The 20,482-nt window shown below is 70.9% G+C and carries 18 protein-coding genes; 9 read left to right on the top strand and 9 right to left on the bottom strand.

The window, feature by feature from the left end; all coding sequences use genetic code 11:
* Positions 1-38: 38 nt before the first annotated feature.
* Positions 39-302, top strand: coding sequence for a hypothetical protein (locus WMF45_RS33130; RefSeq protein WP_437542982.1), 264 nt, complete (start codon positions 39-41; stop codon positions 300-302).
* On the opposite strand, the gene WMF45_RS33125 is transcribed toward WMF45_RS33130, so the two are convergent.
* Complete coding sequence (locus tag WMF45_RS33125) at positions 283-1,353, bottom strand: RluA family pseudouridine synthase (protein ID WP_437709121.1); 1,071 nt, start codon at positions 1,351-1,353, stop codon at positions 283-285. The two genes, WMF45_RS33130 and WMF45_RS33125, sit on opposite strands and share 20 nt — an antisense overlap.
* Before the next feature lie 53 nt (positions 1,354-1,406).
* Positions 1,407-1,967, bottom strand: a complete 561-nt coding sequence (locus WMF45_RS33120; RefSeq protein ID WP_437709119.1) for an SMI1/KNR4 family protein — start codon at positions 1,965-1,967, stop codon at positions 1,407-1,409.
* A gap of 736 nt (positions 1,968-2,703) precedes the next feature.
* On the opposite strand from WMF45_RS33120, the gene WMF45_RS33115 reads away from it, so the two are divergent.
* Together WMF45_RS33115 and sixA are read left to right on the top strand one after the other, a co-directional pair.
* A complete protein-coding gene (locus tag WMF45_RS33115; protein ID WP_437709117.1) occupies positions 2,704-4,653 on the top strand; it encodes a MopE-related protein in 1,950 nt (649 codons plus the stop codon).
* 80 nt (positions 4,654-4,733) lie between these two features.
* Positions 4,734-5,261 (top strand): phosphohistidine phosphatase SixA, encoded by a 528-nt coding sequence (sixA, locus tag WMF45_RS33110; protein ID WP_437709115.1) that lies wholly within the window; start codon positions 4,734-4,736, stop codon positions 5,259-5,261.
* A 24-nt stretch (positions 5,262-5,285) separates the two neighbouring features.
* Here the strand turns inward: sixA and WMF45_RS33105 are convergent, their stop codons facing one another.
* Positions 5,286-6,320, bottom strand: a complete 1,035-nt coding sequence (locus WMF45_RS33105) for an AAA family ATPase (protein WP_012238556.1) — start codon at positions 6,318-6,320, stop codon at positions 5,286-5,288.
* A gap of 130 nt (positions 6,321-6,450) precedes the next feature.
* Here WMF45_RS33105 and WMF45_RS33100 point away from each other — a divergent pair, with 130 nt between their 5' ends.
* The gene (locus WMF45_RS33100; protein ID WP_437709113.1) at positions 6,451-7,995 is read left to right on the top strand and encodes a flavohemoglobin expression-modulating QEGLA motif protein; all 1,545 of its coding nucleotides are present in this window, start codon (positions 6,451-6,453) and stop codon (positions 7,993-7,995) included.
* A gap of 60 nt (positions 7,996-8,055) precedes the next feature.
* Here the strand turns inward: WMF45_RS33100 and WMF45_RS33095 are convergent, their stop codons facing one another.
* On the bottom strand, positions 8,056-8,904 hold the full coding sequence (locus WMF45_RS33095; RefSeq protein WP_437709111.1) for an RNA polymerase sigma factor: 849 nt from the start codon (positions 8,902-8,904) through the stop codon (positions 8,056-8,058).
* Positions 8,905-9,169: 265 nt separating this feature from the next.
* A complete protein-coding gene (locus tag WMF45_RS33090) occupies positions 9,170-9,961 on the bottom strand; it encodes an enoyl-CoA hydratase/isomerase family protein (protein ID WP_437709110.1) in 792 nt (263 codons plus the stop codon).
* An 84-nt stretch (positions 9,962-10,045) separates the two neighbouring features.
* On the opposite strand from WMF45_RS33090, the gene WMF45_RS33085 reads away from it, so the two are divergent.
* The 5 genes from WMF45_RS33085 (at position 10,046) to WMF45_RS33065 (ending at position 16,075) form a co-directional block, all read left to right on the top strand.
* Complete coding sequence (locus WMF45_RS33085) at positions 10,046-10,312, top strand: phosphopantetheine-binding protein (RefSeq protein WP_044969499.1); 267 nt, start codon at positions 10,046-10,048, stop codon at positions 10,310-10,312.
* Between the two features lie 25 nt (positions 10,313-10,337).
* On the top strand, positions 10,338-12,650 hold the full coding sequence (locus tag WMF45_RS33080) for a beta-ketoacyl synthase N-terminal-like domain-containing protein (protein ID WP_437709108.1): 2,313 nt from the start codon (positions 10,338-10,340) through the stop codon (positions 12,648-12,650).
* A complete protein-coding gene (locus WMF45_RS33075; protein ID WP_437709106.1) occupies positions 12,647-13,561 on the top strand; it encodes a hypothetical protein in 915 nt (304 codons plus the stop codon). Before WMF45_RS33080 ends, WMF45_RS33075 begins: the two co-directional genes overlap by 4 nt.
* Complete coding sequence (locus tag WMF45_RS33070) at positions 13,558-15,468, top strand: beta-ketoacyl synthase N-terminal-like domain-containing protein (protein ID WP_437709104.1); 1,911 nt, start codon at positions 13,558-13,560, stop codon at positions 15,466-15,468. Before WMF45_RS33075 ends, WMF45_RS33070 begins: the two co-directional genes overlap by 4 nt.
* Positions 15,469-15,589: 121 nt before the next feature.
* Positions 15,590-16,075 (top strand): hypothetical protein, encoded by a 486-nt coding sequence (locus WMF45_RS33065; RefSeq protein WP_437709102.1) that lies wholly within the window; start codon positions 15,590-15,592, stop codon positions 16,073-16,075.
* A gap of 31 nt (positions 16,076-16,106) precedes the next feature.
* Here WMF45_RS33065 and WMF45_RS33060 read toward each other — a convergent pair whose 3' ends face one another.
* The 4 genes from WMF45_RS33060 to asnS all read right to left on the bottom strand — a co-directional run bounded on the left by WMF45_RS33060 (position 16,107) and on the right by asnS (position 20,439).
* Positions 16,107-17,021, bottom strand: coding sequence for a patatin-like phospholipase family protein (locus tag WMF45_RS33060; RefSeq protein WP_437542959.1), 915 nt, complete (start codon positions 17,019-17,021; stop codon positions 16,107-16,109).
* A 41-nt stretch (positions 17,022-17,062) separates the two neighbouring features.
* On the bottom strand, positions 17,063-17,689 hold the full coding sequence (locus tag WMF45_RS33055) for a hypothetical protein (protein WP_437709100.1): 627 nt from the start codon (positions 17,687-17,689) through the stop codon (positions 17,063-17,065).
* Between the two features lie 100 nt (positions 17,690-17,789).
* Positions 17,790-18,527 (bottom strand): class II glutamine amidotransferase, encoded by a 738-nt coding sequence (locus WMF45_RS33050; RefSeq protein WP_437709098.1) that lies wholly within the window; start codon positions 18,525-18,527, stop codon positions 17,790-17,792.
* Between the two features lie 571 nt (positions 18,528-19,098).
* On the bottom strand, positions 19,099-20,439 hold the full coding sequence (gene asnS / locus WMF45_RS33045; RefSeq protein ID WP_437709096.1) for an asparagine--tRNA ligase: 1,341 nt from the start codon (positions 20,437-20,439) through the stop codon (positions 19,099-19,101).
* Positions 20,440-20,482: the final 43 nt, after the last annotated feature.

Genomic DNA, 20,482 nt, shown 5'->3' with positions numbered 1-20,482 from the left:
GCGCGTGCCCCCGGCTGGCGAACCTGGAGGAGAGACGGATGCCCTTGATTGAAACGGAAGAGGCGGCGCGCCGCCTCGCGCGCGCCATCGCGAGCGATCTCTCGCTCTACAACGAGGAGAAGATCGTGCAGGGCATCCAGCAGGATGACCTCTTCACGGTCTTGTCCGAAGAGATCGAGGAAGGGCGCGCCCTCTACAAGAGCCGCGTCGCGCCGGACCTCTACCAGAAGAATTTCTACGACCGCGCCCTCGTCGACATCCTCATCAAGTCCAAGGGCCACATCAAATCGAAGATCTGGTAGCGAGCGCCCGCAGCTGGTCGAGCGCCTTGCGCATGTCCGCTGGCAGCGCGCTCTCCCAGCGGACGGGCTTTTGCGTGGCGGGGTGGATGAACCCGAGCACGCGCGCGTGGAGGGCTTGCCGGCCCAGCTCCTCCGCGATCGCCCGTACCGCCGGCTTCTTCGGCGGCTTGCCGTAGAGGGGGTCTCCGAGGACGGGTGTCCTGCCGCGCTCGGCGAGGTGCACCCGGATCTGGTGGGTGCGGCCCGTCTCCAGCGAGCACGCGACGACGGTCGCGGCGTCGCCGAGCCTCTCGAGCACGCGGACGTGCGTCACGGCGCGGCGCGGTGTGGCGACGCGTGAACCGGGCGCGCCGGCTCCAGCGCTGGGTGCGCCGGCGCCGCCGCGGATCCATGACGTGAACCGGAGCCTGTCGGTCGGGTGCCGGCCGTGGAGCGTTTCGTAGGTGGCGTCTCGCGCCTCGCCGGCGACGATCGCGGCGTACTCGCGCTCGATCTCGTGCCTGGCGAACCGATCTTTCAGCGCCTCGCGGGTGGGCTCGTCCTTCGCCACGACGAGCAGGCCGCTCGTCCCTCGATCGAGCCTGTGCACGATCCCCGGGCGGACATGGCCCATGGGATCGCGCGGATCGGCGGGCGCCAGGGCGAACCCGGGCAGGGCCAGCAGCCCGTTGACCAGCGTGCCGGACGCGTGGCCGCGGGCCGGATGCACGACGAGCCCGGCAGGTTTGTCGATGACGAGCAGGTGCTCATCCTCGTACACCACCGGGATGGCCACGTCGGGATCGGCCGCGGTGGGCGAGGGCGACGGCTCTTCGGGGCGGACCTCGACCAGCGCGCTTGCGCGCACCGCCACCGACGCGCGCGCGGGCTCCCCATCGACGAGGACCCGACCGGCGGCGATCCACCGCTGCACCGCCGCGCGGGAGGCCGCATGGCCGGCGCGGTCGAGCAGGTGGACGACGAGCTTGTCGAGCCGGTCACGAGGGTCGCCGTCGTCCACCCGGAACCGGAAGTGGAGCGCTCCTGCACCGGCAGCCATCGCGTTCGTCACCGACGTCGTCCACGGCCGAGCGGCGCCGGGGTGAGGGCGTCGCGGCCGAGCGATCAATACTCCGTGTCGCCCTCGTCGTCCTCTTCGGCGGACCCGAGCTCGGGGTTGAGCGCCACGTGCGACTCGAGGTCCTCGAGCCGATGCGACTCGCGCAGCTTGATGAGGCCGCACTGCTCGGCAAGGTACAGGTCGAACGCGGTGTAGCGCGGGAAGACCCGGACGTTCGTGTCCTCGTTGTCGAGGCCGAGGATGACGAGCTCGCCGTCCCGCCTGGCCTCCCCGAGGTAGAGCGCGTTCCACGGCTGACCGGGGAGGTTGGGCAGCCTCACGACCTTGGCCCGGAGCCGCGATTCGGTCCAGCCGAGGTCGGTCTTCGCCTCGGCCAGCTTGCGAACCGAGGTGAGCTTCGGTCGAGGCGCCGCCGGATCCTGGCCGAAGCGATGCCGCCCCTTGAACCGCGGGCCCAGGCTATCGAGCCTGAAATCGAACTCGAGGAACGCCCGCAGCGTGGGCGGCAGCTCGACCATCAGCCTGGACTCGAGCGCATCGAGAGCCGCCTGGCTCGCTCCCTCGGCGGTATGGCTGGAAGGGCGCTTCTTCAGTTGCGCGATCACGCGATGCACAAGCTCAACGCCACGTTCGATCGGTGCCATGTATCCACGGGCCGCGGTTGCGCGGTGTTCTTCAGGACCCAAAGGGCCTCACTGGGGCCGCGTCTCTGGGCCCCGGCTGTTGCAGGCTCGTCGCGCGCTCGGTCGGCTCTCTACATCGGCCGACCGGGTGCGCATCCCTCTATGGTGCCTACCGGTCCGGTCCGCTCGGTGTCAACCTGCGATCGCACTGCGGTTGATCATTCCTCCTCCCCCTGAAGTGCTCGCCTGGCTCCTCGTTTCCCGTCACCCTCGTCTCGAGGAGCGGGGTCCGCCTCTCCCGCGTGCGCTGAAGGCGCGCCGCGCTCGCCAGGTCAGGACGGCGGCTGCGATGAGCACCACCGCGGCGCCGATCCCCAGGATGACCCATTGTGGCGCAGGGTAACGCCCGCGCTGAAGGCCAGGAGGCGGCCGCTCGTACTCGATCTGGAGCTGCGCGCCCACCGGCCCTCGTTACACGCGGATGCTCCGACCCGCAACTGATCCCGTGGCGCGGGCTGGCCGGATCGGCGTGCAGGCCAGCTCGTGAGCAGCCCTCGCAGCTGCTCGCGCCAGCCGCGCAGAGCGAGGCAGCGCGCTCCAGAGCAACGCCTCGCCGACCGGCCAGCGCCAACGGATCAGAACTTGCTTTCCTGGAAACTCGGGGTTGTAAAGTAGACCGAAGCGCGGGCAGCGTGCGGCCGGTGCGAGAGGGTGAGAGATGAAGCCGGGCTCTTCAGCGTGGGTCGAGGGGGCGCTTCCGCGGCCTTCCCGGATTCGACGGTACCTCATGGCGCTCGGCGCATGGGTGGCGCTCGGCGCCCTGGCGGGAGCGTGCGGCCGGACGAGCCTCCCCGACCTCTCGAACGCCAGCGCTGGAGGGGGCGGCTTTGGTGGAGCGACGAGCGGCAGCATGTCGACCTCATCGAACGGAGGCGAGGGCGTCGGAGGCTTCGACGCGTGCGGCGGCCCCACGGACTGTGACGATGGCGACGACTGCACGAGCGACGACTGCGCAGACGGGCGCTGCGACCATCGTCCCCGCGACGACGATCGGGACGGCGTCGGCCCGACGTTCTGCGGCGGGAGCGACTGCAACGACCTCAACCCGTCCGTCTTCCCGGGCGCGCCGGAGATCTGCACGGACGCCGCGGACAACGACTGCAACGGCGTCAGCGACTGCTTCGATCCCGCCTGCGCAGCGGGGGAGATCTGCGGCTGTACCCCGAGCCCTGCCGGCGAGCGCTGTCAGAACGGCGCCGACGACGACTGCGACACGATCGTCGACTGCTTCGACGCGGACTGCTCGGGGACGCCGGTCTGCGGCTGCTCCACCTCGGAGGCCGGGAAGTGCGGCAACGGCGTCGATGACGACTGCGATCTCGCCTTCGACTGCGACGACGCCGACTGCGGCTCCGAGCCGCTCTGCGCCTGCAGCTCCCGGCGCGAGCGCTGCGACAACCGCGAGGATGACGACTGCGATCTCCTGGTCGACTGCGGCGATCCCGACTGCCGCGGCATCTTCCCGTGCGCGTGCGAGCCGCCCGGCTCGCCGGAGCGGTGCGAGGACGGCGCAGACAACGACTGCGACGGGCGCGTCGACTGCGCGGATCCGCAGTGCGTCTCCGCGCCGGCCTGCAAGCGCTGCGTGCCGGAGATCTGCGACGACGGCGTCGACAACAACTGCGATGAGCGCGTCGACTGCGCGGACAGCGCCTGCGCCTTCGCGCCGAGCTGCGAGCCGACGCCCGAGCGGTGCAACAACGACGTCGACGACGACGGCGACGCCCTGGTCGACTGCCAGGACCCGGACTGCGCGAGCAGCCCGGTGTGCGTGCTCGAGCAGGCCAACTGCCTGTCGCCGAGGCGCATCCCCGGGACTGGCACCTACACGGGGGACACCACCGGGCACGTGAGCGAGACCCGGGGTGAGTGCGGCGGCGACGCCGGCGAGGCGGTCTTCTTCTTCGTGCTCACCGCGCCGTCGCGCGTGCGCGTCGACTCGCGCGGGTCGGCCTTCGACACGGCGCTCTACGTCCGCACGGGCGTCTGCAACTCCGGCCGGGAGATCGGCTGCGACGACGACAGCGGCGGGTCGCGGGCCTCCCTGCTCGATTTCAGCATCCTGTACCCCGGCACCTATTTCGTCTTCCTCGACGGCTTCACGATCGATCCCGCGAGCGGACCGAACGAGGGCCCCTTCGTGCTCAACGTCGAGATCGCCCCGAACCCGCGCGAGATCTGTGACGACGACCTCGACAACGACGGCGATCACTACGTCGACTGCGCTGATCCCGGCTGCGCCACCTTCGGCTCATGCCGGAGCTGCGCGAACGGCGCCGCGCCTGGCCCCGAGTTCGGGACCGCCGCGTGCACCGACGGGATCGACAACGACTGCGACGGCGCGCTGGACTGCGCGGACGAGGACTGCAGCGCGAGCGACGTCTACGTGACCGAGTGCTGCAACGGCCTTGATGAAAACGGGAACGGGTTCCCTGACGATTTCAACTGCCGATGCGCCTCCGACGCCGATTGCGACGAGGGGCAGAGCTGCTACACGCACACTTCATTCACGTGCGGCTTCCCGTGCGAGAGCTTCCGCGGGAGCATCTGTCCCTTCGTGGCGCCGGGCTCGCACTGCAACGATGCGACCCATCAGTGCGAGTTCTGATGGGCGTCGAGGCGGCGCCGCCGCCTCTTTCGCGCGCACGGCGCTCCCCGGCTGGCGCTCGTCCGGGCTAAGGTCAGGTCATGGAGATCCTGATCATCCGCCATGGCCATGCCGTGGATGACGCGCCGGACCTCGGCGACGCAGGTCGCTGGTTGACGGGCAAGGGGCGCAAGCTGACCCGGCGCGTCGCCAAATGGCTCGCGAAGCAGAAGGACCGCTGTCCTGGGGTGATCTGGACGAGCCCCCTCGTGCGCGCGGTGCAGACCGCGGAGATCATCGCCGAGGCCGCCCGGCTGACCGACGAGGTGTCGGTGGTCGCCGAGCTCTCTCCCTCGCGCGACACGGCCGAGATCCTTCGCCGGCTCTCGCAGCACCAGGGGGCTCAGCCGCTGGCGCTGGTGGGGCACGAGCCTTCGTTGTCGGCGCTGGTGACGTCGCTGCTCGGCGATGGCGGCTGGGCCGGCCTGAGCCTGAAGAAGAGCGGCGTCGTCGCGGTGAGCTGGGACGGGCGCGGGCCGGGGACGCTGCGCTTCGCGCTGGATCTGAAGGCCATGAAGGCGGTCACGCCGGTGAAGGAAGCGCAGCAACAGGCGCCTCGCGCCCGGTGATGGGCGTCCGCGCCGCGGCGCCGCTCAGCGCACCGATCTCTCCACGGCGCTCAGCACGTCGACGTCGCGGACGCCGTCCGCCTCGGCGCGGTACGACAGCACGATCCGGTGCCGCAGCGCCGGGATCAGCAGCGCCCTCACGTCGTCCACGTCTGCGGCTGCTTCGCCGCGGAGCGCAGCGCGCGCCTTGGCCGCGATCACCAGCGCCTGGCTCCCGCGCGGCCCCGCGCCGTAGCGCACGTAGTCCCGGACCTCCTGCGCCGCGCGCTCCGCCCCCGGCCGCGTCGCCCTGGCGAGGCGCACCGCGAGGTCCACGGCCTCGTCGGTCACCGGGATCCTCGGGACGAGGCGCCCGATCGCCAGCACCTCTCTCGCCTTGAGCACCGCCGCGATCGCCGGCGGCTTCCCCGAGGTCGTCCGTCGCGCCACCTCGCGCTCCTCGGCCTCGCTCGGGTAGGTGACGTGAATCTCCAGCAAGAAGCGGTCGAGCTGCGCCTCTGGCAGCGGGTAAGTCCCTTCCTGCTCGATCGGGTTTCGCGTCGCGAACACCTGGAACGGGTCGGGGAGGGCGTGCGTGGTGGTCCCGACGGTCACCTTGCGCTCCTGCATCGCCTCGAGCAGGGCGGCCTGCGTCTTCGGCGGCGTCCGGTTCACCTCGTCCGCGAGGACGAGGTTGTGGAAGATGGGGCCGGGCTGGAAGCGCAGGCTCCGCGACCCGTGTTGCTCGTGCAGCACATCGGTCCCCGTGATGTCGGCGGGCAGCAGGTCAGGCGTGAACTGGACGCGCCCGAAGCTGAGGTCGAGCGCCCTCGCGAGGGACGACACGAGCAGCGTCTTGGCGAGCCCCGGGACGCCGACGAGCAGCGCATGCCCGCGCGCGGCGAGCGTGATCAGCATGGCCTCGACGACATCGTCCTGCCCTACCACCGCCGCCGCGATCGCCGAGCGGAGCCGCCTGGCCCCCTCCGCCGTGCGCTCGAGGAGCGCGGCATCCGAGAGGGCGGTCGATTCCTCCTCGGCGGTCGTCTCGGCGTCATTCCTGTGCTCGGGATCGCTCATACGGGCAGGGCTCGTACCCCGAGGCGGCGATGCCGACAAGGATCCGGCGAAGCCGGCTCTCCCCGCGGCGCTTGTCCTGGCCCGTGGAGGTTTGCTCGGACAGGTGAGCCAGTGTTAGCAATCGATCGCAATGGCGCAGAGCTCTGAGGCCCGGGAGAGGAGGGGGGCGCACGCAGCGGACGTGGAGGCGCAGCGCGAGCTCAAGGTGAGCGAGCCAGCCGACGAGCCGAGCAGCGGCAGCGCTGGCGCGGCGGAGGACGGCGCGGGAGCGGCGGAGGCCGGCGGCCAGGGCGGCCCTGGGGAAGGCGGTGCGGAGAGCGGTGAAGCGCCGTCGGCGCCGCTCGAGTCCCTGAGCTTGCACGACGGACCGATCCCGCACGCGCCGCTCCCGCCGGTCGCGGGGCCGTGGCGTTCCTACAAGGAGATCCTCGCGACGCTGGCCCAGCGCGTGCTCGATGCGCAGCGGCCGATCCGCATCCTCCAGGCGCTCCGCTGGGAGGCGGACGTCGAAGAGCAATTTCTCCGCTCGAAGCAGCGCGAGCTGCCGCAGGTCGCCTACTCGGACGATCTGGGGTTCGACCCGGAGGCCAAGCAGCGCGAGCTCGAGGAGATCCTGCGCGACGCCGAGCGGGAGCTCGGCAAGCGCGATCGGCTCGGGCAGATCCTCCGCGCGACGGCGGACGAGTACCGGAAGGTCGTGAGCATGCTCATCGGACGGGGAACGAAGGCGTTCTACGCGCTGTCCCGCGAGCTCTACGGATCTCCGAAGGACAAGCTGCCAGACGGAAAGACGAGCGTGCGGGACATGGGGGTCGTGCTCTACGACCTCCTGACGGCGATCGGCGGTGAGCGCCTCGGCCCGTCGCAGCAGCGGGAGATCACGGCGGAGATGGCGGCGCTCGATCTGAACGCCCGCTTCGACCGCTTCTTCGGCGGCGCGTCGATCCGCGTGCAGGTGGACGACTCGCTCCTCGCGGACGCCGCCGCCGGCAGCGACTACGTGAAGATCCGGAGCGGCGCGATGTTCGCCAAGAGCGATGTCGACATCCTCGAGGCGCACGAGGGGTGGGTGCACGTGGCGACCAGCTTGAACGGGCAAGCTCAGCCGGTGGCGCGCTGGCTCGCGAAAGGGCCTCCGCGCACCACGGCGGTTCAGGAAGGGCTCGCCGTTCTCGTGGAGATCCTCACCTTCAGGAGCACGCCGCGTCGCGCGAAGAAGCTGAACGACCGCATCCTCGCGGTGGACAAGGCGGAGGACGGGGCGTCGTTCCTCGACGTGTTCGAGTGGTACCGCACCGAAGGTTACGAAGAAGACGAGTGCTTCCAGAATGCCAGGCGCGTCTTCCGCGGCGGCGTGCTTGCGGGAGGGGCGCCGTTCACGAAGGACGCCTGCTACTGCAAGGGGATCGTCCTCAACTACGCCTTCATGCGCGCGGCCATTCAGCACGATCGGGCGATGCTGATTCCCTTCTTGTTCGTGGGGAAGGTCGCGCACGAGGACGTCCCTGTCCTCCACGCGCACGTGACCGACGGGATCATCCGCCCGCCTCCGTATCTCCCGCCGATCTTCGACGACATGAACGGGCTGGCGATCTGGATATGCTATTCCTCCTTCTTCTCCCGCCTGGGAGGGACGGCGCTCGCCGAGCACTACGGCAGGATGCTGGAGCGCTGAGAGCGGCCGATCCCGGGCCCTCGGTTGCGCCGGCCTCCTTTCGGTGCGTGCGACGGTCGCCTACGGAGCTGGCGCGGCGCAAGCCGTGGGGTTCGGGCCCACCGCGTGCGCCTCGGCGATCGCGCGCGTGACGGCGAGCCAGATCCTGCGCCGGAGTGCGTCCGGCACCTCGGGGATGAGCCTGGCGGTGCTCATGAGCGGCTCTTCGTCCGCCCCGCGGGAGCGCTCGGCGACCTGGAGGCTCAACGGATCGTGGAGTGCGCGTCGGTCCTCGGCGTTCATGCGCTTCACCGCCACGCGGAAGTCTTCGCGGGCCAGCCGGAGGCGGTTGCGCACCGTGTTCTCCTTCACGTCCAGGTCGCGCGCGATGTCGGCGGTCGTCACATCGAGCAGATCGTGCATGATCAAGACCACGCGTCGCTCGGCGTCGATCCCGCCGAGCAGCCTGCCGACGAGCCGGCCGCTTTGCTCGCGTGCGAGCAGCTGTTCCGAGGTCAAGCCGGGGTCGGCCGGCTCGAACGGCCAGCTCGCCCCGGCGCCGACCGCGATCTCTCGGCGGCGGTGGGCGCGCCCGCGATAGTGGCCGACCTGTCGCCAGGCGATGCCGAACAGCCAGCGCCTGAGGGGCTCGCCGAGCGGGCTCGCCGTTTGTGGCGCCCCGCGTTCCAGGCTCGAGGCGTGGCCGCAGGGGGGATGTCTGGTGCGCGCCTCGTCTGAGCAGCGCCTCGGATCGAAGCGATCCAGCGCGTGATACGCAGCGATCATGACCTCTTGCACGACGTCGTCGACGTCGCGCTCTGCCACGCCGAGCCAGCGAAGCGCTTGTCGGAGGAATGACAGCCCGACAGTGTACACGGTCTCGAAGCTGGGCCGCTCCAGAAGGGGCGCATGCTCAACACGCTGTTGCATGCCTGAACTTACGTGCAGCAGCCCCCTCTGATTTGAAAATCGTCCAACCCTCCGACGCTACCAGCAATAAGTGATTTTTGTTACATTCAAGGCGGCGTCAGCGTGATCCGGCTGCCCACGGAGAAGAACGGCGAGGCAGCGCATTGCTCGACGTGCGGCGTACGCTCATTTGCCGCGGCGTGCGCCCATTTGCCGCGGCGTGCGCCCATTTGCCGCGGCGTGCGCCCATTTGCCGCGGCGTGCGCCCATTTGCCGCGGCATGCGCTCATTTGCCTTGGAACACCGGCTTCCGCTTCTCCATGTACGCAGCGAGCCCCTCGCGGGCGTCCTCCGACGTGAACAGCTCGGCCTGGAGCTCTCGTTCGAGGGCGAGCCCCTGTTCAAGCCCTACCTCGAAGCCCGTCTGAACGGCGCGCTTGATGCGCCCGACCGCCAGCGCCGCGCGGTCCGGCAGCGTGAACGTGTGGCTGTACGCGAGGATCCGGTCCATGAACTCGTCATGGGAGGCCGTCTCCCAGACGTCATTGATCAGGCCAACCGCGAGCGCTGTCTCGAAATCGAACGTCTGCCCCTCGCACATCAGCTGGATCGCCCGTGACTTGCCGATGAGCCTGGCCAGGCGCTGGGTGCCTCCGGTGCCTGGAAGGACGCCCAGCGTGACCTCGGGGAGGCCGACCTTGCCGGCGCCTTTGCGGGCGATGCGGAGGTCACAGGCCATCGCGATCTCGAGACCACCGCCTACCGTGTGGCCGTTCAGCGCGGCGATGCAGAGCTTCGGCGTGTGCTCGAGGCGGCTCAACGTCTCGTTCGCGTGGAGACAGAAGTAGTATTTGAACGTCGGGTCCGACTCGCGGAGCATGTTGATGTTCGCTCCTGCGCAGAAGAACTTTTCGCCGTGCCCGGTGATGACGATGACATGGACATCGTTGTCGAAGCGGGCCTCGAGGATGGCCGCGTCGAGGTCCTTCATCATCTCGTGGGTGTAGCCGTTGACGGGCGGATCATTGAGCGTAAGCAGCGCGACGCCTGCAGAGGTGGCGTAGTCGACGAGGGCCATGGGCGCTCTTTACCAAACCGTCAGAAAAAGCGCTGCCCCCTGGTGGAAAGGCGCGGAATTGTGCTACCCCGCTGGGACGTGCTCATGAACGCGCAGGACGTGCGGCAGAAGTTAAAAGAACTCATGGTCGAGGAGCTGAACCTCGAGGGGAAGACGCCGGCCGACATCGACGACGCCGCGCCGCTGTTCGGCGCGGGGCTGGGCCTCGATTCGCTGGACGCGCTCCAGCTCGCCATGAGCGTGGAGGAGCGCTTCGGCGTCCGCATCCCGGAGGGCGACGAAGCCAGGCCGATCTTCGCATCGGTGGACGCGCTCGTGGCCCACATCGTCAAGTCGACCGCGGCGGCGTGAACGCGCCGCAGAGAGCCGTTCGGGCGTGCGAATCTGGGTGACGGGCATCGGGGTCGTCTCGCCCCTGGCGCGCGGGGCGAGCGAGACGATGGACCGGCTCATCGCAGGAGAACGGGCCTTCGCGCCGCTCTCCTTGTTCGAGATCCCCGGGACGCGCGGGCGCATCGCCGCGGAGGTCCGCGACCTCTCCCCCGAGGAGATCGCGCCGCCGGGCGAGGCGGAAGGGTGGTCTCGAACCGACGCCATGGCCGTGCTCTCGGCCCGCGAGGCGCTCGGACACGCGGGCATCGACCCGAGGGCCGTTCCAGTCGACCTGGTGGTCGGCGGGACGACCGCCGGGATGTTCGAGACGGAGGACTTGCTCGCCTGGCTGTCGCACGACCCCAGCGCGATCGCCCCCCTGAAGCGGATGCTCTCGCATCCCCTCTCCTCGACGGCCGACCACGTCCGCGCCGCCGTCGGTCCGTTCCGTCGGGTGAGGAGCGTCTGCAGCGCCTGCTCGAGCGGCGCGAACGCCGTGTTGCTGGGCGCGGCCTGGCTCCGCGCCGGCCTCTCCACCCGCGTGCTCGCGGGGGGCGCCGACGGCCTGTGCCGGCTGACGTACACCGGCTTCGGCGCGCTCGCGGCCGTCGATCCGGAGCCGTGCCGCCCGTTCGATCGGCGGCGCGCCGGTCTGAACCTCGGCGAAGCGGCGGCGTTCCTGCTCCTCGAGTCCGAGGACGCCGCGCGCGCGCGCGGGGCGGAGCCGATCGTCGAGCTCCGCGGATGGGCGACCGGCGCCGAGGCGCATCACATCACCAACCCCGAGCGCGAGGGGCGCACCGCCGCGCGCGTCATGCGCGACGCTCTCCGGTGCGCGGCGCTCACGCCCTCGGATCTCGATTACGTCAACGCGCACGGCACCGCGACGCCGCTGAACGACGTCATGGAGAGCGCCGCCCTGCGCGCCTGCCTCGGCCCCGAGGTGAACCGCATCGCCGTCTCCTCATCGAAGGGGCAGATCGGGCACACGCTCGGCGCAGCGGGCGCGGTCGAGGCGGCGATCACCGCCCTCGCCATCGCGCGCGGCGTGATGCCCCCGACCGGCGGCCTCGAAGAGGTCGATCCGGACTGCCAGCTCGTGCACCTCAAGGAGGCGCGCGAGGCGCCGATCCGGTCGGCGATGTCGAACTCGTTCGGCTTCGGCGGCACGGACAGCGTGCTCGTGCTCGCGCAGCCCGGCCGTTTCCCACCTCCGCTCGACGCCGGCAGCGCGCCCCGGCGGCGCTCGGTCGTCGTGACCGCGGCCGCGACGATCGGCCCGCTCGGCGTCCTGGCGTCCCGCGGCGGCGCCGCATATCTCGAGCCTGGCCCTCCGCCAGCGGAAGGGGCCATCCCCTTCAACACGGCCGCGCACCTCGATCTCGCGCGGGCGAGGCGGCTCGACCGAGCTGGCCGGCTGACGACGGCCGCGATCCTCACGGCCCTCTCTGAGGCCGGGCTCGGAGGCGCGGTACAGGCCAAGGCCGGCGCGGGCGATCCGGCGGCCGACGTCGCGCCGAGCCGCACCCTGCCCGGCGCCATCGTCGGCGCGTCCTTTGGCAGCGTCGACGCCTCGACCGCCTACATGCGGCGCATCTACGACAAGGGCGCGAAGTACGCGAGCCCCGCCGATTTTCCGAACCTGGTCCCCTCGTCGCCGGTCGGGCATGCCTCCATCTACCTGGGCCTCCGTGGCCCGGTGTTCGCGATGGCCGATCTCGGAGCGACCGCGGAAGCGGCCATGGTCACGGCCATCGAGCTCATCACGGCCGGGGAGGGGGAGGCGCTCGCCGCGGGCAGCGTCGAGGAGACGAGCCCGATGATCGAGCGGTGCCTCGGTCCGATCTGCTCGCAGGTCGTCAGCAGCGGTGTCCGCAGCGAGGGCGCTGCCGTGCTGCTCTTCGAGAGCGCCGAGCGTGTGCGTGAGCGAGGGGCGCGCCCGGTGGCGATGGTGTCCTGGTGGAACTCCTGGCGGGGTGACGGCGTGGGGATGCTCGCGGGAGCGCCAGCGCCGGCGCGCCTCGGCGCTCCGGGAGAGGTCGCCCTGCGAGCACAGGCCACCGTCCCGTCGCCAGCCGCCGTGTTCGTCGGACGGGAGGAGGAGCGCCTCGTCGCCTGTCTGCAGGGCTCACCGTGGGCCGAGGTGCGGCGCTCCACGCTCGCGTCGCGCTCAGGCGATCACGAGGGCGCCGGCGGGTTCGCCGCCGCTGCGGCGGTCGCGGCGCTCGCCTGCCGCGACCTCGCGAGCGTGCTCGTCGTGGGCGGCGCACCCGACCGGGGATACGCCATCCTGCTGGTCGCTCCCGGCGACGCGTGAGGACATCGCTGCCCGCTCCCCGCCGTCGTGCGCGGCACCTCGTCAGCGCCGGGCGCCTCCTGCTCTTGCTCGCGAGCCTCCCTGCCTGCGCCGCGAGCGCCCCGCGGCGCGGCGGCGCGCTCGACGCCGAGCTGGCGCGCCTCCTGCCTGGCCCATCGGCGGGCACGTCCGCCGCGCGGCTCGACCCCTCCGCGTGGCGGGAGGGGCGCGAGCGCCTCGCAGGTCTCCGCCGCGAGGTCGAGGGGGCTGGCCCGCGCACGCTCCGCGTCCGCCTGGCATTGCGGGAGCCACGCACAGGCCACGTGCTCGAGGCGCGCGGCGCGATAGCGGTCGCCCCGCCGGCGATCGAAGGGCGAGCACGCGCGGCGGGGAGCGACATTCTCGCGCCCGAGGGCGCGCTGCGGATGATCCTCCTCGGCCCGGGCGGCACCACCGCGCTCGACCTGTGGGCCCGCGGCGATCGCTTCCGTTTCGCCGTTCCCGCGCTCGATCTGCTGAGGCGCGGCGATGCCTCGACGCCACGGACTGCGCTCCGCGGTCTGCCGGTAGATTTCCTGCGCTGGTGGATGCTCCACCCGGCGGCGGGGACGCTGCTCTGGTACTCGCGCGCCGACAGCACGGATTCCTTCGTCCTGCGCGACGGCGACGCCGTGATCGATCTGCGGGTCAACGACCGAGGCGTGATCGGCGCGCGCCGCACCACGTGGTCGACGGCGGAGGGCGCCCGCCGGCGCCGGCTCGACGAGGAGGTCGTGATCGCCGAGGGCATGGGCTGCGGCAACGTCCGTTACGCGCAGGCCTCGACCGGGCTGCTCATCACGGTGATCTGCGAGGCCGAGGAGCGGGATCGCGCGCCGGATCCGCGCGCGTTCGTCGATCCCGACGCGCTCCGGCCGGGGGGCGGCTCATGAGCGACGCCTGCGTCATCGCCTCGGGCGCTGTCTCGGCGCTCGGCCTCGGCCCTCTCGCCTACCGCGTCCCTCGGGCTGGCGAGCCTGCGCCTGTCGCGATCGCGCGCGACGCGGAGCTTGCTCGCGCCGGCCTGCTGCGGCCGTTCGCCGCGCGCGCGCCGGCGGAGCTCGGCGTCGCTCCAGGCGCCGATCGCGCCACGGACCTGCTGAAGGCGGCGCTCTCACAGACGCTCGCGGCGCTGGAGGGCGTGCGTCCGGGCTTTCGTGGCGAGCGCATCGGCATCGCCCTCGGCACCTCCAGCGGCGGCATGCTCACCGCGGAGCGGTTCTTCGCCGCCCGCGCCGAGGGCGCCGACGCCGGATCGCTCGCCGCGCTGGCCTCGCGCGCGACGTATTTCGCGCCGTTCAACGACGCGCTCGCGGCGTTCGGGCTCGAGCGGACCCCGCTGCGCACACACCTGCTCGCGGCGTGCGCGGCGAGCACCCTGGCGATCGGCCTCGGTCTCCGCTGGCTCGATCGCGACGCCTGCGATCTCGTGCTCGCCGGTGGCTACGACGCCCTCAGCATCTTCGTGGCCGCCGGCTTCGAGGCGCTCCGCGCGACAACGGCGTCCAGGTCGCGCCCGTTTCGTGTCGGCCGTGACGGCATGGCGCTCGGCGAGGGCGCCGCCGTCGTCGCCCTCGTCCGCGAGGACCGTCTCCGCGGCGCCCCGGTGATCGTCCGCGTCGCCGGCTTCGGCGCCTCCACGGACGCGGTGCACATCACCGCCCCGGATCGAACCGGCTCGGGGCTCGCGCGCGCTGGCGCCGCGGCGCTCGCCGACGCCGGGTGGCCTGCGTCGCGCGTCGGTCTGATCAGCGCCCACGCCACGGCGACGCCTTACAACGACGCGATGGAGTCGCGCGCGATCGCCGCGCTGCTCTCGCCGCGCGGCGCCGTGGAGGGCTCGGGCGCGCTGCTGGGCGCGGATGCGCCTCCGCCGGTGGTCCACCCGTTCAAGGCTCAGATAGGGCACACGCTCGGGGCCGCAGGCGTGCTCGAGGCGCTCGCCGCAGCGGCCGCCCTCCAGGCGTCCATCGCTCCGCCGGCGGCCTCCGAAGGCGAGCTCGACCCCGACGCGCCGGCTCACCTGCTCGACCGCGCCGAGCCCCGCCCGCTCTCTTCGGCGCTCAAGCTCTCGGCAGCGTTCGGCGGCGCCAACGCCGCCCTCTTGCTCACGTCCTCCGCCAGCGGGCGCCGCCCGCCGCGCCCTCGCGCCGTGGTTCTCCGCGCGCACGCGCACGTGACGGGCTCCGATCTCGGGCGCCTCGCCGAGGCGACAGGCATCGCGCGCGACCGCCTCGCGCGCCTCGACCCGCTCTGCCGGCTCGGGCTGACCGCGGTGGCAGCCCTCGCCGCCATCGTCGGCGCCGATCGCTTGCGGGGGGCCGGCATCGTCGCGGGCCACGCGTTCGCCACGATCGACACCAACGATGTGTACGACGCCCGCCGCCGCGCCCGCGGAGCCCGCTTCGTCGAGCCGCGCCTCTTCCCTGCGACGTCGCCGAACGCGATCGCGGGCGAGTGCGCCATCGCGTACCAGCTCACCGGGCCGAGCTTCGCGGTCGGCGCCGGGCTCGGCGGCGCGCTGGAGGCGCTCCGCGCCGCGGCCGAGCTCGTCGCGTCCTCCGACGCCGACCGCATGGTCGTCCTCGCGGCCGACGACGCGGGGCCGGTCGCGCGCGAGCTGCTCGGACTCACCGGCGCCCAGCACCGCGCGCTCGCCAGCGGCGCGGTCGCGCTCCTGCTGCAGGCGGATCCCGGCGACGAAGAGCGCCTGCGCAAGGTCGATCCGGACCTTCCTGTCGACCACGAGGGTCCGGTTGGCCATCTCGCCCTGCTCCGCTGGCTCGAGGAGCACGCGTAGCGGCTGCCCGTCCCCGTCATCCTTGGTGGTCGTGATCGCTTCGCTTGCCGATCCGCGCCTCGATCTGGCAAGGTTCCCAGCTGGAATCAGCTGCTTCCCCCGAGCGTTGTCCTGCCCGCGTATGTTCTGCCGCCAAACAAAAGCTGTCGCTTCGCTCCTCGTCGTTGCTTCGGCCGTCCTCGCCGGGTGCGCGACCCACTACATCCCGAACACAGACGTGGAGGACAACGACGACAACCGCAAGATCATCTCGTTCTGCGAGAAGTATCGCAACGCGGTGGAGAGCAAGAACGTGGGCGAGCTGCTCAAGCTCGCGTCGCCCAAGTACTACGAGGACGGCGGCAACATCGATGCGGCGGACGACCTCGATTACGCTGGCCTGCGCGCGTACCTCGCCGGCAAGTTCCAGGACGCTCGCGCCATCCGCTACGAGATCCGCTACCGGCGCGTCCTGAAGGGGGATGACGTCATCTACGTCGACTACACCTTCAGCGCGAGCTACCGCATCCCGGGGGGCAAGGGCGAAGAGTGGCGCCGCAAGGTCGACGACAACCGGCTGGAGCTGGTGGAGTACCAGGACGGGTACCGCATCGTCGCGGGGATGTAGCGGTCGGTCGCTGCGCGACGAGACCGCCGCTCTAGTTCAGCGCGCTCTTGGAGGAGGGGGCATCGAAGACGCCCTTCTCCTTCGCGGCGGCGAGTATGCGGAGCGCGGTGCGGTAGCCGCGCAGGACGAGCGGCTTGGCGGCGAACCGGTTCATGTAGCTGTACCGGCCGATCGCGGGCGCCACGTCCAGGAAGGTGACGTTCGGGTAGAGCTTGGAGAGGAGCTCGACGCCCCGGCGCTCCTTCTCGGCCAGAAGGATGCTGAGCGACTGCCGGACGACGCTGGGCGCGCCGCTCCTCGCGATCGAGCGCTGCGACTCGTCGCGCTCCTCGGGGCGGTAGATGTTGGAGATGATCACGATGTTCGCGCCGGCATTCACGGCCACATCGGCGGAGAGCGTCCGGATCACCTCGCCGCTCAAGTGATAGCGGCCGTTGATGCGGTAGGGCCGGAACAGGCCGGGCACGCAGCAGCTGGCGGCCACCGCCTGGCTGATCGGCGTGGCCTCGTCGTAGCCCGGGCCGAACACGACGCGCTTGGCGCTGTCCACGTCCACCGCCGTCACGTAGACGGCGTGCGGCAGCTGCCGGAAGTCGTTGATCGGCAGCGTCCGGCGCACGTAGCGCTCGAGCTTGTCGATCGAGAACACCCCCGAGCAGAGGTATCCCGGGTCGAGCAGATCGCGCAGGGCGGGAGCTCCGAAGAAGCTCGACACGTGGAGGCGAGGCCCGCGGTGACGCCGTCTCCAGGGGAGGCGGTAGGCGTCGAGCAGCACATCGAGCGGGATGTCTTGCCCGTACGTCGCGCTGACCAGCGCGCCCGCTCCCGCGCCCACGTAGATCTCTGGATGGATGCCCAGCTCCTCGCAAGCCTTCAGCACGCCGAGGTGCGCAAGGCCTCGCGCCGCTCCCCCGGAGCCCACGAACGCGATCTTGAGGCGGCTCATCGAGCCCCGATCTTGTCGGAGATATGGCACAAGCGCAAAGCCTACTGTAACTGGAAGTCCTCGAGCAGCCGATAGATCCTGAATCGCGGGCCGTCGCGGCGCAGCCAGACGACGATCTCGTCGCCGAGCAGGCGATCCGTTGCGACCCGCGCGGTCGCGATCGGCACGCGGATCACGACGTCCTGGTCATCGAGCGTCTCCGGCTGGATCGCGGGGTGTTGCGGCGTCGCGAGCGCGTCCTCGGCCCGGAAGATCTGGAGCTCCGACTCCCGATAGACCGGCTCTCCGGCGAGCTTTCCGTACTCGAGTCGCCGGAACCGCTGCTCCCACCAGAGCCCGGCGCTCGGCGGCTGCCCCGAACCGCCCGAGCCGGTGTGGATCGCGAGGGCATCGCGCGTCAGCAACTCGCTCAAGGCTTCGCTGTCCTCGGCGACCACCCGCCGGAAGAACTCGTCCACGACGTCCAGCGCGGCGCCGATGCCGAGAGGCGTCCGGAGGGTCACGACGCTGTCCTCGACGTCTGCCTGGTTCGTCGGTGGCGGCGGGGTGCTCGCCGGATCGAGCGCCACGCCGTCGGGGCGGCGGCGCTCGTCAGAGAGCTCGGCGGCGGTGGGAAAGGAGGCCGGTCCTCCGCGGCCGCACCCCAGGAGCGACCCGCCCGCGATCACGGCGACGAGCAGCGATGGACACGCTCGCGACGGCCGAGAGGCGTCCGGAGCGCCGGCCGGCGGCGCATGGGCCCTGGCCTCCTGCGGGCCCTCCGGGCGTTCAGATCGGCTCGATCGCGGGAGCATCGGCGCGGGTGAACGTCACGATCGCACGCTCGCCGACGTGGGTCCACCCCGCGGGGGCCTGGTCGTCATCGAAGTCCGACGCGACGAGCGTCAACCGGCTCGCGGCATAGTCCGGCATGCGCATTCGGCCCAACCCGCCGTCGCTGAGGAGCCGCTCCATGTCCTCGCTGCCCTGGTAGATGCGGTACGCCATCGACGTGCCGCCGTGGGCGGCGAGCAGGTACTCGGGGTTCGTGACCACGATGTTCATCGCGCTCGGCCCCGCCCCTTCCTCCGCGCAGAGCCGGTCCACGAGCGCGATGGAGGACCGGAGGGCCGTCCGCGCGCTCGCCGCGTCCACGTTGGGTCGATCGAGCTGGCCGCTGTCGTGGAGGAAGGACAGGAACAGGTGGAAGAGGAGCTCGCTGTCCGTCTCGCCGCGAACGTCGCGCTGGAGAAACTGCGGCAGCGAGTCGCTCAGCTGGTTCCGCAGGCGGGCGAACCCTTCGACCGTGCCCGTGTGGGCGAACAGCCACTGCCGATAACGGAAGGGGTGCGTGTTCTCGGTGCGCAGGCTGCCGACGGTCGCAGCCCGGACATGCGCCACGAGGATGTCGGCGCGCACGTCCTTGGTCATGTCGACCAGGCTGATCTCGGGTCGATCGTCGATCGGCCGGCGCTTGAGGAGAATCTCTCCTCCCTGGTAGAAACCGACCCCCCAGCCAGGGATCACGCCCTCCCTTCGGCGAACCGTGAGGGCACGTTCTTCGAGCTCGATCGCACGCGCGCCGAGATCCGGACGGTTACCGATAAAGCCGACGAGACGAGCCATAGCTTTGTCCTCGCGAGTTGGGTCGGGGAGGCGGGGGCAGGGTCCGGCTCGCCGGTAGAGCGCTCCCTCATCTGCAAGCAGGGGTGGCTCCGTCGGTCGGCCGAGTGAGCGTGGGTCGCGGGTTGCGCCCTATGCTTTCTTGATACGACAGAGTCGCCCTGCAAGCGGAGCAAAAACGGATCCCCAGCGGCGAGGCGGGGCACGGGCACGGCCTGACCACACTGCCCGCCGTTGTCGCGCGTCGCGTGGGCTTGCCGCTCGCGTTACCTCTTACTCACGCTCCTCGCACAGCGTCGCGATTCCGACGCGTGGGTGCGCGCGAGGAGCGGCTAGCCTCGTCTGCTCCCACGCTTTCACGCTTCCACGCTCCCCCGCGTCGGCCCGCTGCGTCGGCGTCGTGGCGCATCGCGCCGTGAACGAGGCGCTGCCAAGCGGCGCCCAGAATTTCCGGCAGGATCTCTGACGCGCGGCACTAAGGCGAGAGCCGATTCAGCATGCGCGGGAACGGGATCGTCTCGCGCACGTGCGGTAGACCGCAGATCCAGGCGACGCTCCGCTCGACGCCGAGCCCGAAGCCCGCATGCGGGAAGGTGCCATACCGGCGCAGATCCAGGTACCAGCCGAACGCCTCGGGGGGCAGCTGATGCGCCTCGATTGCCCGCTCGAGGGTGGCGAGATCATCCTCGCGCTGCCCGCCCCCGATCACCTCTCCATAACCTTCCGGCGCCAGGACATCGACGCAGAGCGCGACCCGGTCGTCCGTCGGATCGCGCTTCATGTAGAAGGCTTTCACCTGAGCCGGATAGCGGTGAATCATGACGGGGCGATCGTACCGGCCGGAGATGATCGTCTCGTCCTCGCCGCCGAAGTCTTCTCCCCAGGGAAAATCCGGAATTTCGGCTTCTCCGGCCATTTTGCGTTTTTCCGCGCGCGCCTCGTTCAGGATGGCGACGGCCTCGTCGTAGCGGATGCGCGGGAACGGCTTCTTGACGGCCTCGAGCTTCGCGACGTCGCGCTCGAGCACCGCGAGCTCGGGGCGGCGCCGCTCGAGAACCCGCTCGACGATGAAGCAGAGGAAGTCTTCCGCGAGGTCCATGTCGCCCGCGAGGTCCATGAACGCCACCTCGGGCTCGACCATCCAGAACTCGGCCAGGTGGCGTCGGGTCTTCGACTTTTCCGCGCGGAACGTGGGCCCGAAGCAGTACGCTTTTCCGAACGCGGCCGCTGCCGCCTCCATGTAAAGCTGCCCCGACTGGGTGAGGTACGCCTTCTCGCCGTGGTAGTCGGTCTGGAACAGCGTGCTCGTCCCCTCGCACGCGTTCGGCGTGAAGACCGGCGCATCGACGAGCGTGAACCCGCGCCCGTCGAAGAAGTCGCGGATGGCCTGGATGATGGTGTGACGGACGCGCAAGATCGCGTGCTGCCGCTTCGATCGCAGCCAGAGGTGGCGGTGATCCATGAGGAAGTCGGTCCCGTGCTCCTTCGGGGAGATCGGGTACTCGCCGGCGGTGGGGCCGAGCACACGGAAGCCGGACGCGGCGATCTCGTAGACCCCCGCGCGCTTCGGGTGCGCCTTCACCTCGCCGACGACATCGATCACGCTCTCCTGGGTGACCTTGTCGGCGGCCGCGAAGACCTCGTCGCCGACGTCGCTCTTCGCCATCACGCACTGGACGGTGCCGAAGCCGTCGCGCAGCTCGAGGAAGTGGAGCTTGCCGCTCGATCGCTTGTTGTAGAGCCATCCGCGGAGCACGACAGTGCTGCCGACGTGCGCGCTGAGGTCGCTGGTAGCAATGACGGGCTGATCCTGCATGGGAGCCCGAAATAGCACGGTTTAGTTGCGGCTGACGCCGGCT

It is taken from the genome of Sorangium sp. So ce448, from assembly GCF_051520915.1.
Classification (GTDB): domain Bacteria; phylum Myxococcota_A; class Polyangia; order Polyangiales; family Polyangiaceae; genus Sorangium; species Sorangium cellulosum_B.
The sequence above is the reverse complement of the archived record's forward strand: the minus strand, read 5'-3'. Positions and strand labels throughout refer to the sequence as shown.

Bases quoted from the DNA above. Each gene is read 5' to 3' on its own strand.
- WMF45_RS33130 (WP_437542982.1), top strand. From the start codon at position 39: ATGCCCTTGATTGAAACGGAAGAGGCGGCGCGCCGCCTCGCGCGCGCC.
- WMF45_RS33115 (WP_437709117.1), top strand. From the start codon at position 2,704: ATGAAGCCGGGCTCTTCAGCGTGGGTCGAGGGGGCGCTTCCGCGGCCT.
- sixA (WP_437709115.1), top strand. From the start codon at position 4,734: ATGGAGATCCTGATCATCCGCCATGGCCATGCCGTGGATGACGCGCCG.
- WMF45_RS33105 (WP_012238556.1), bottom strand. From the start codon at position 6,320: ATGAGCGATCCCGAGCACAGGAATGACGCCGAGACGACCGCCGAGGAG.
- WMF45_RS33100 (WP_437709113.1), top strand. From the start codon at position 6,451: ATGGCGCAGAGCTCTGAGGCCCGGGAGAGGAGGGGGGCGCACGCAGCG.
- WMF45_RS33095 (WP_437709111.1), bottom strand. From the start codon at position 8,904: ATGCAACAGCGTGTTGAGCATGCGCCCCTTCTGGAGCGGCCCAGCTTC.
- WMF45_RS33090 (WP_437709110.1), bottom strand. From the start codon at position 9,961: ATGGCCCTCGTCGACTACGCCACCTCTGCAGGCGTCGCGCTGCTTACG.
- WMF45_RS33085 (WP_044969499.1), top strand. From the start codon at position 10,046: ATGAACGCGCAGGACGTGCGGCAGAAGTTAAAAGAACTCATGGTCGAG.
- WMF45_RS33070 (WP_437709104.1), top strand. From the start codon at position 13,558: ATGAGCGACGCCTGCGTCATCGCCTCGGGCGCTGTCTCGGCGCTCGGC.
- WMF45_RS33065 (WP_437709102.1), top strand. From the start codon at position 15,590: ATGTTCTGCCGCCAAACAAAAGCTGTCGCTTCGCTCCTCGTCGTTGCT.
- WMF45_RS33060 (WP_437542959.1), bottom strand. From the start codon at position 17,021: ATGAGCCGCCTCAAGATCGCGTTCGTGGGCTCCGGGGGAGCGGCGCGA.
- asnS (WP_437709096.1), bottom strand. From the start codon at position 20,439: ATGCAGGATCAGCCCGTCATTGCTACCAGCGACCTCAGCGCGCACGTC.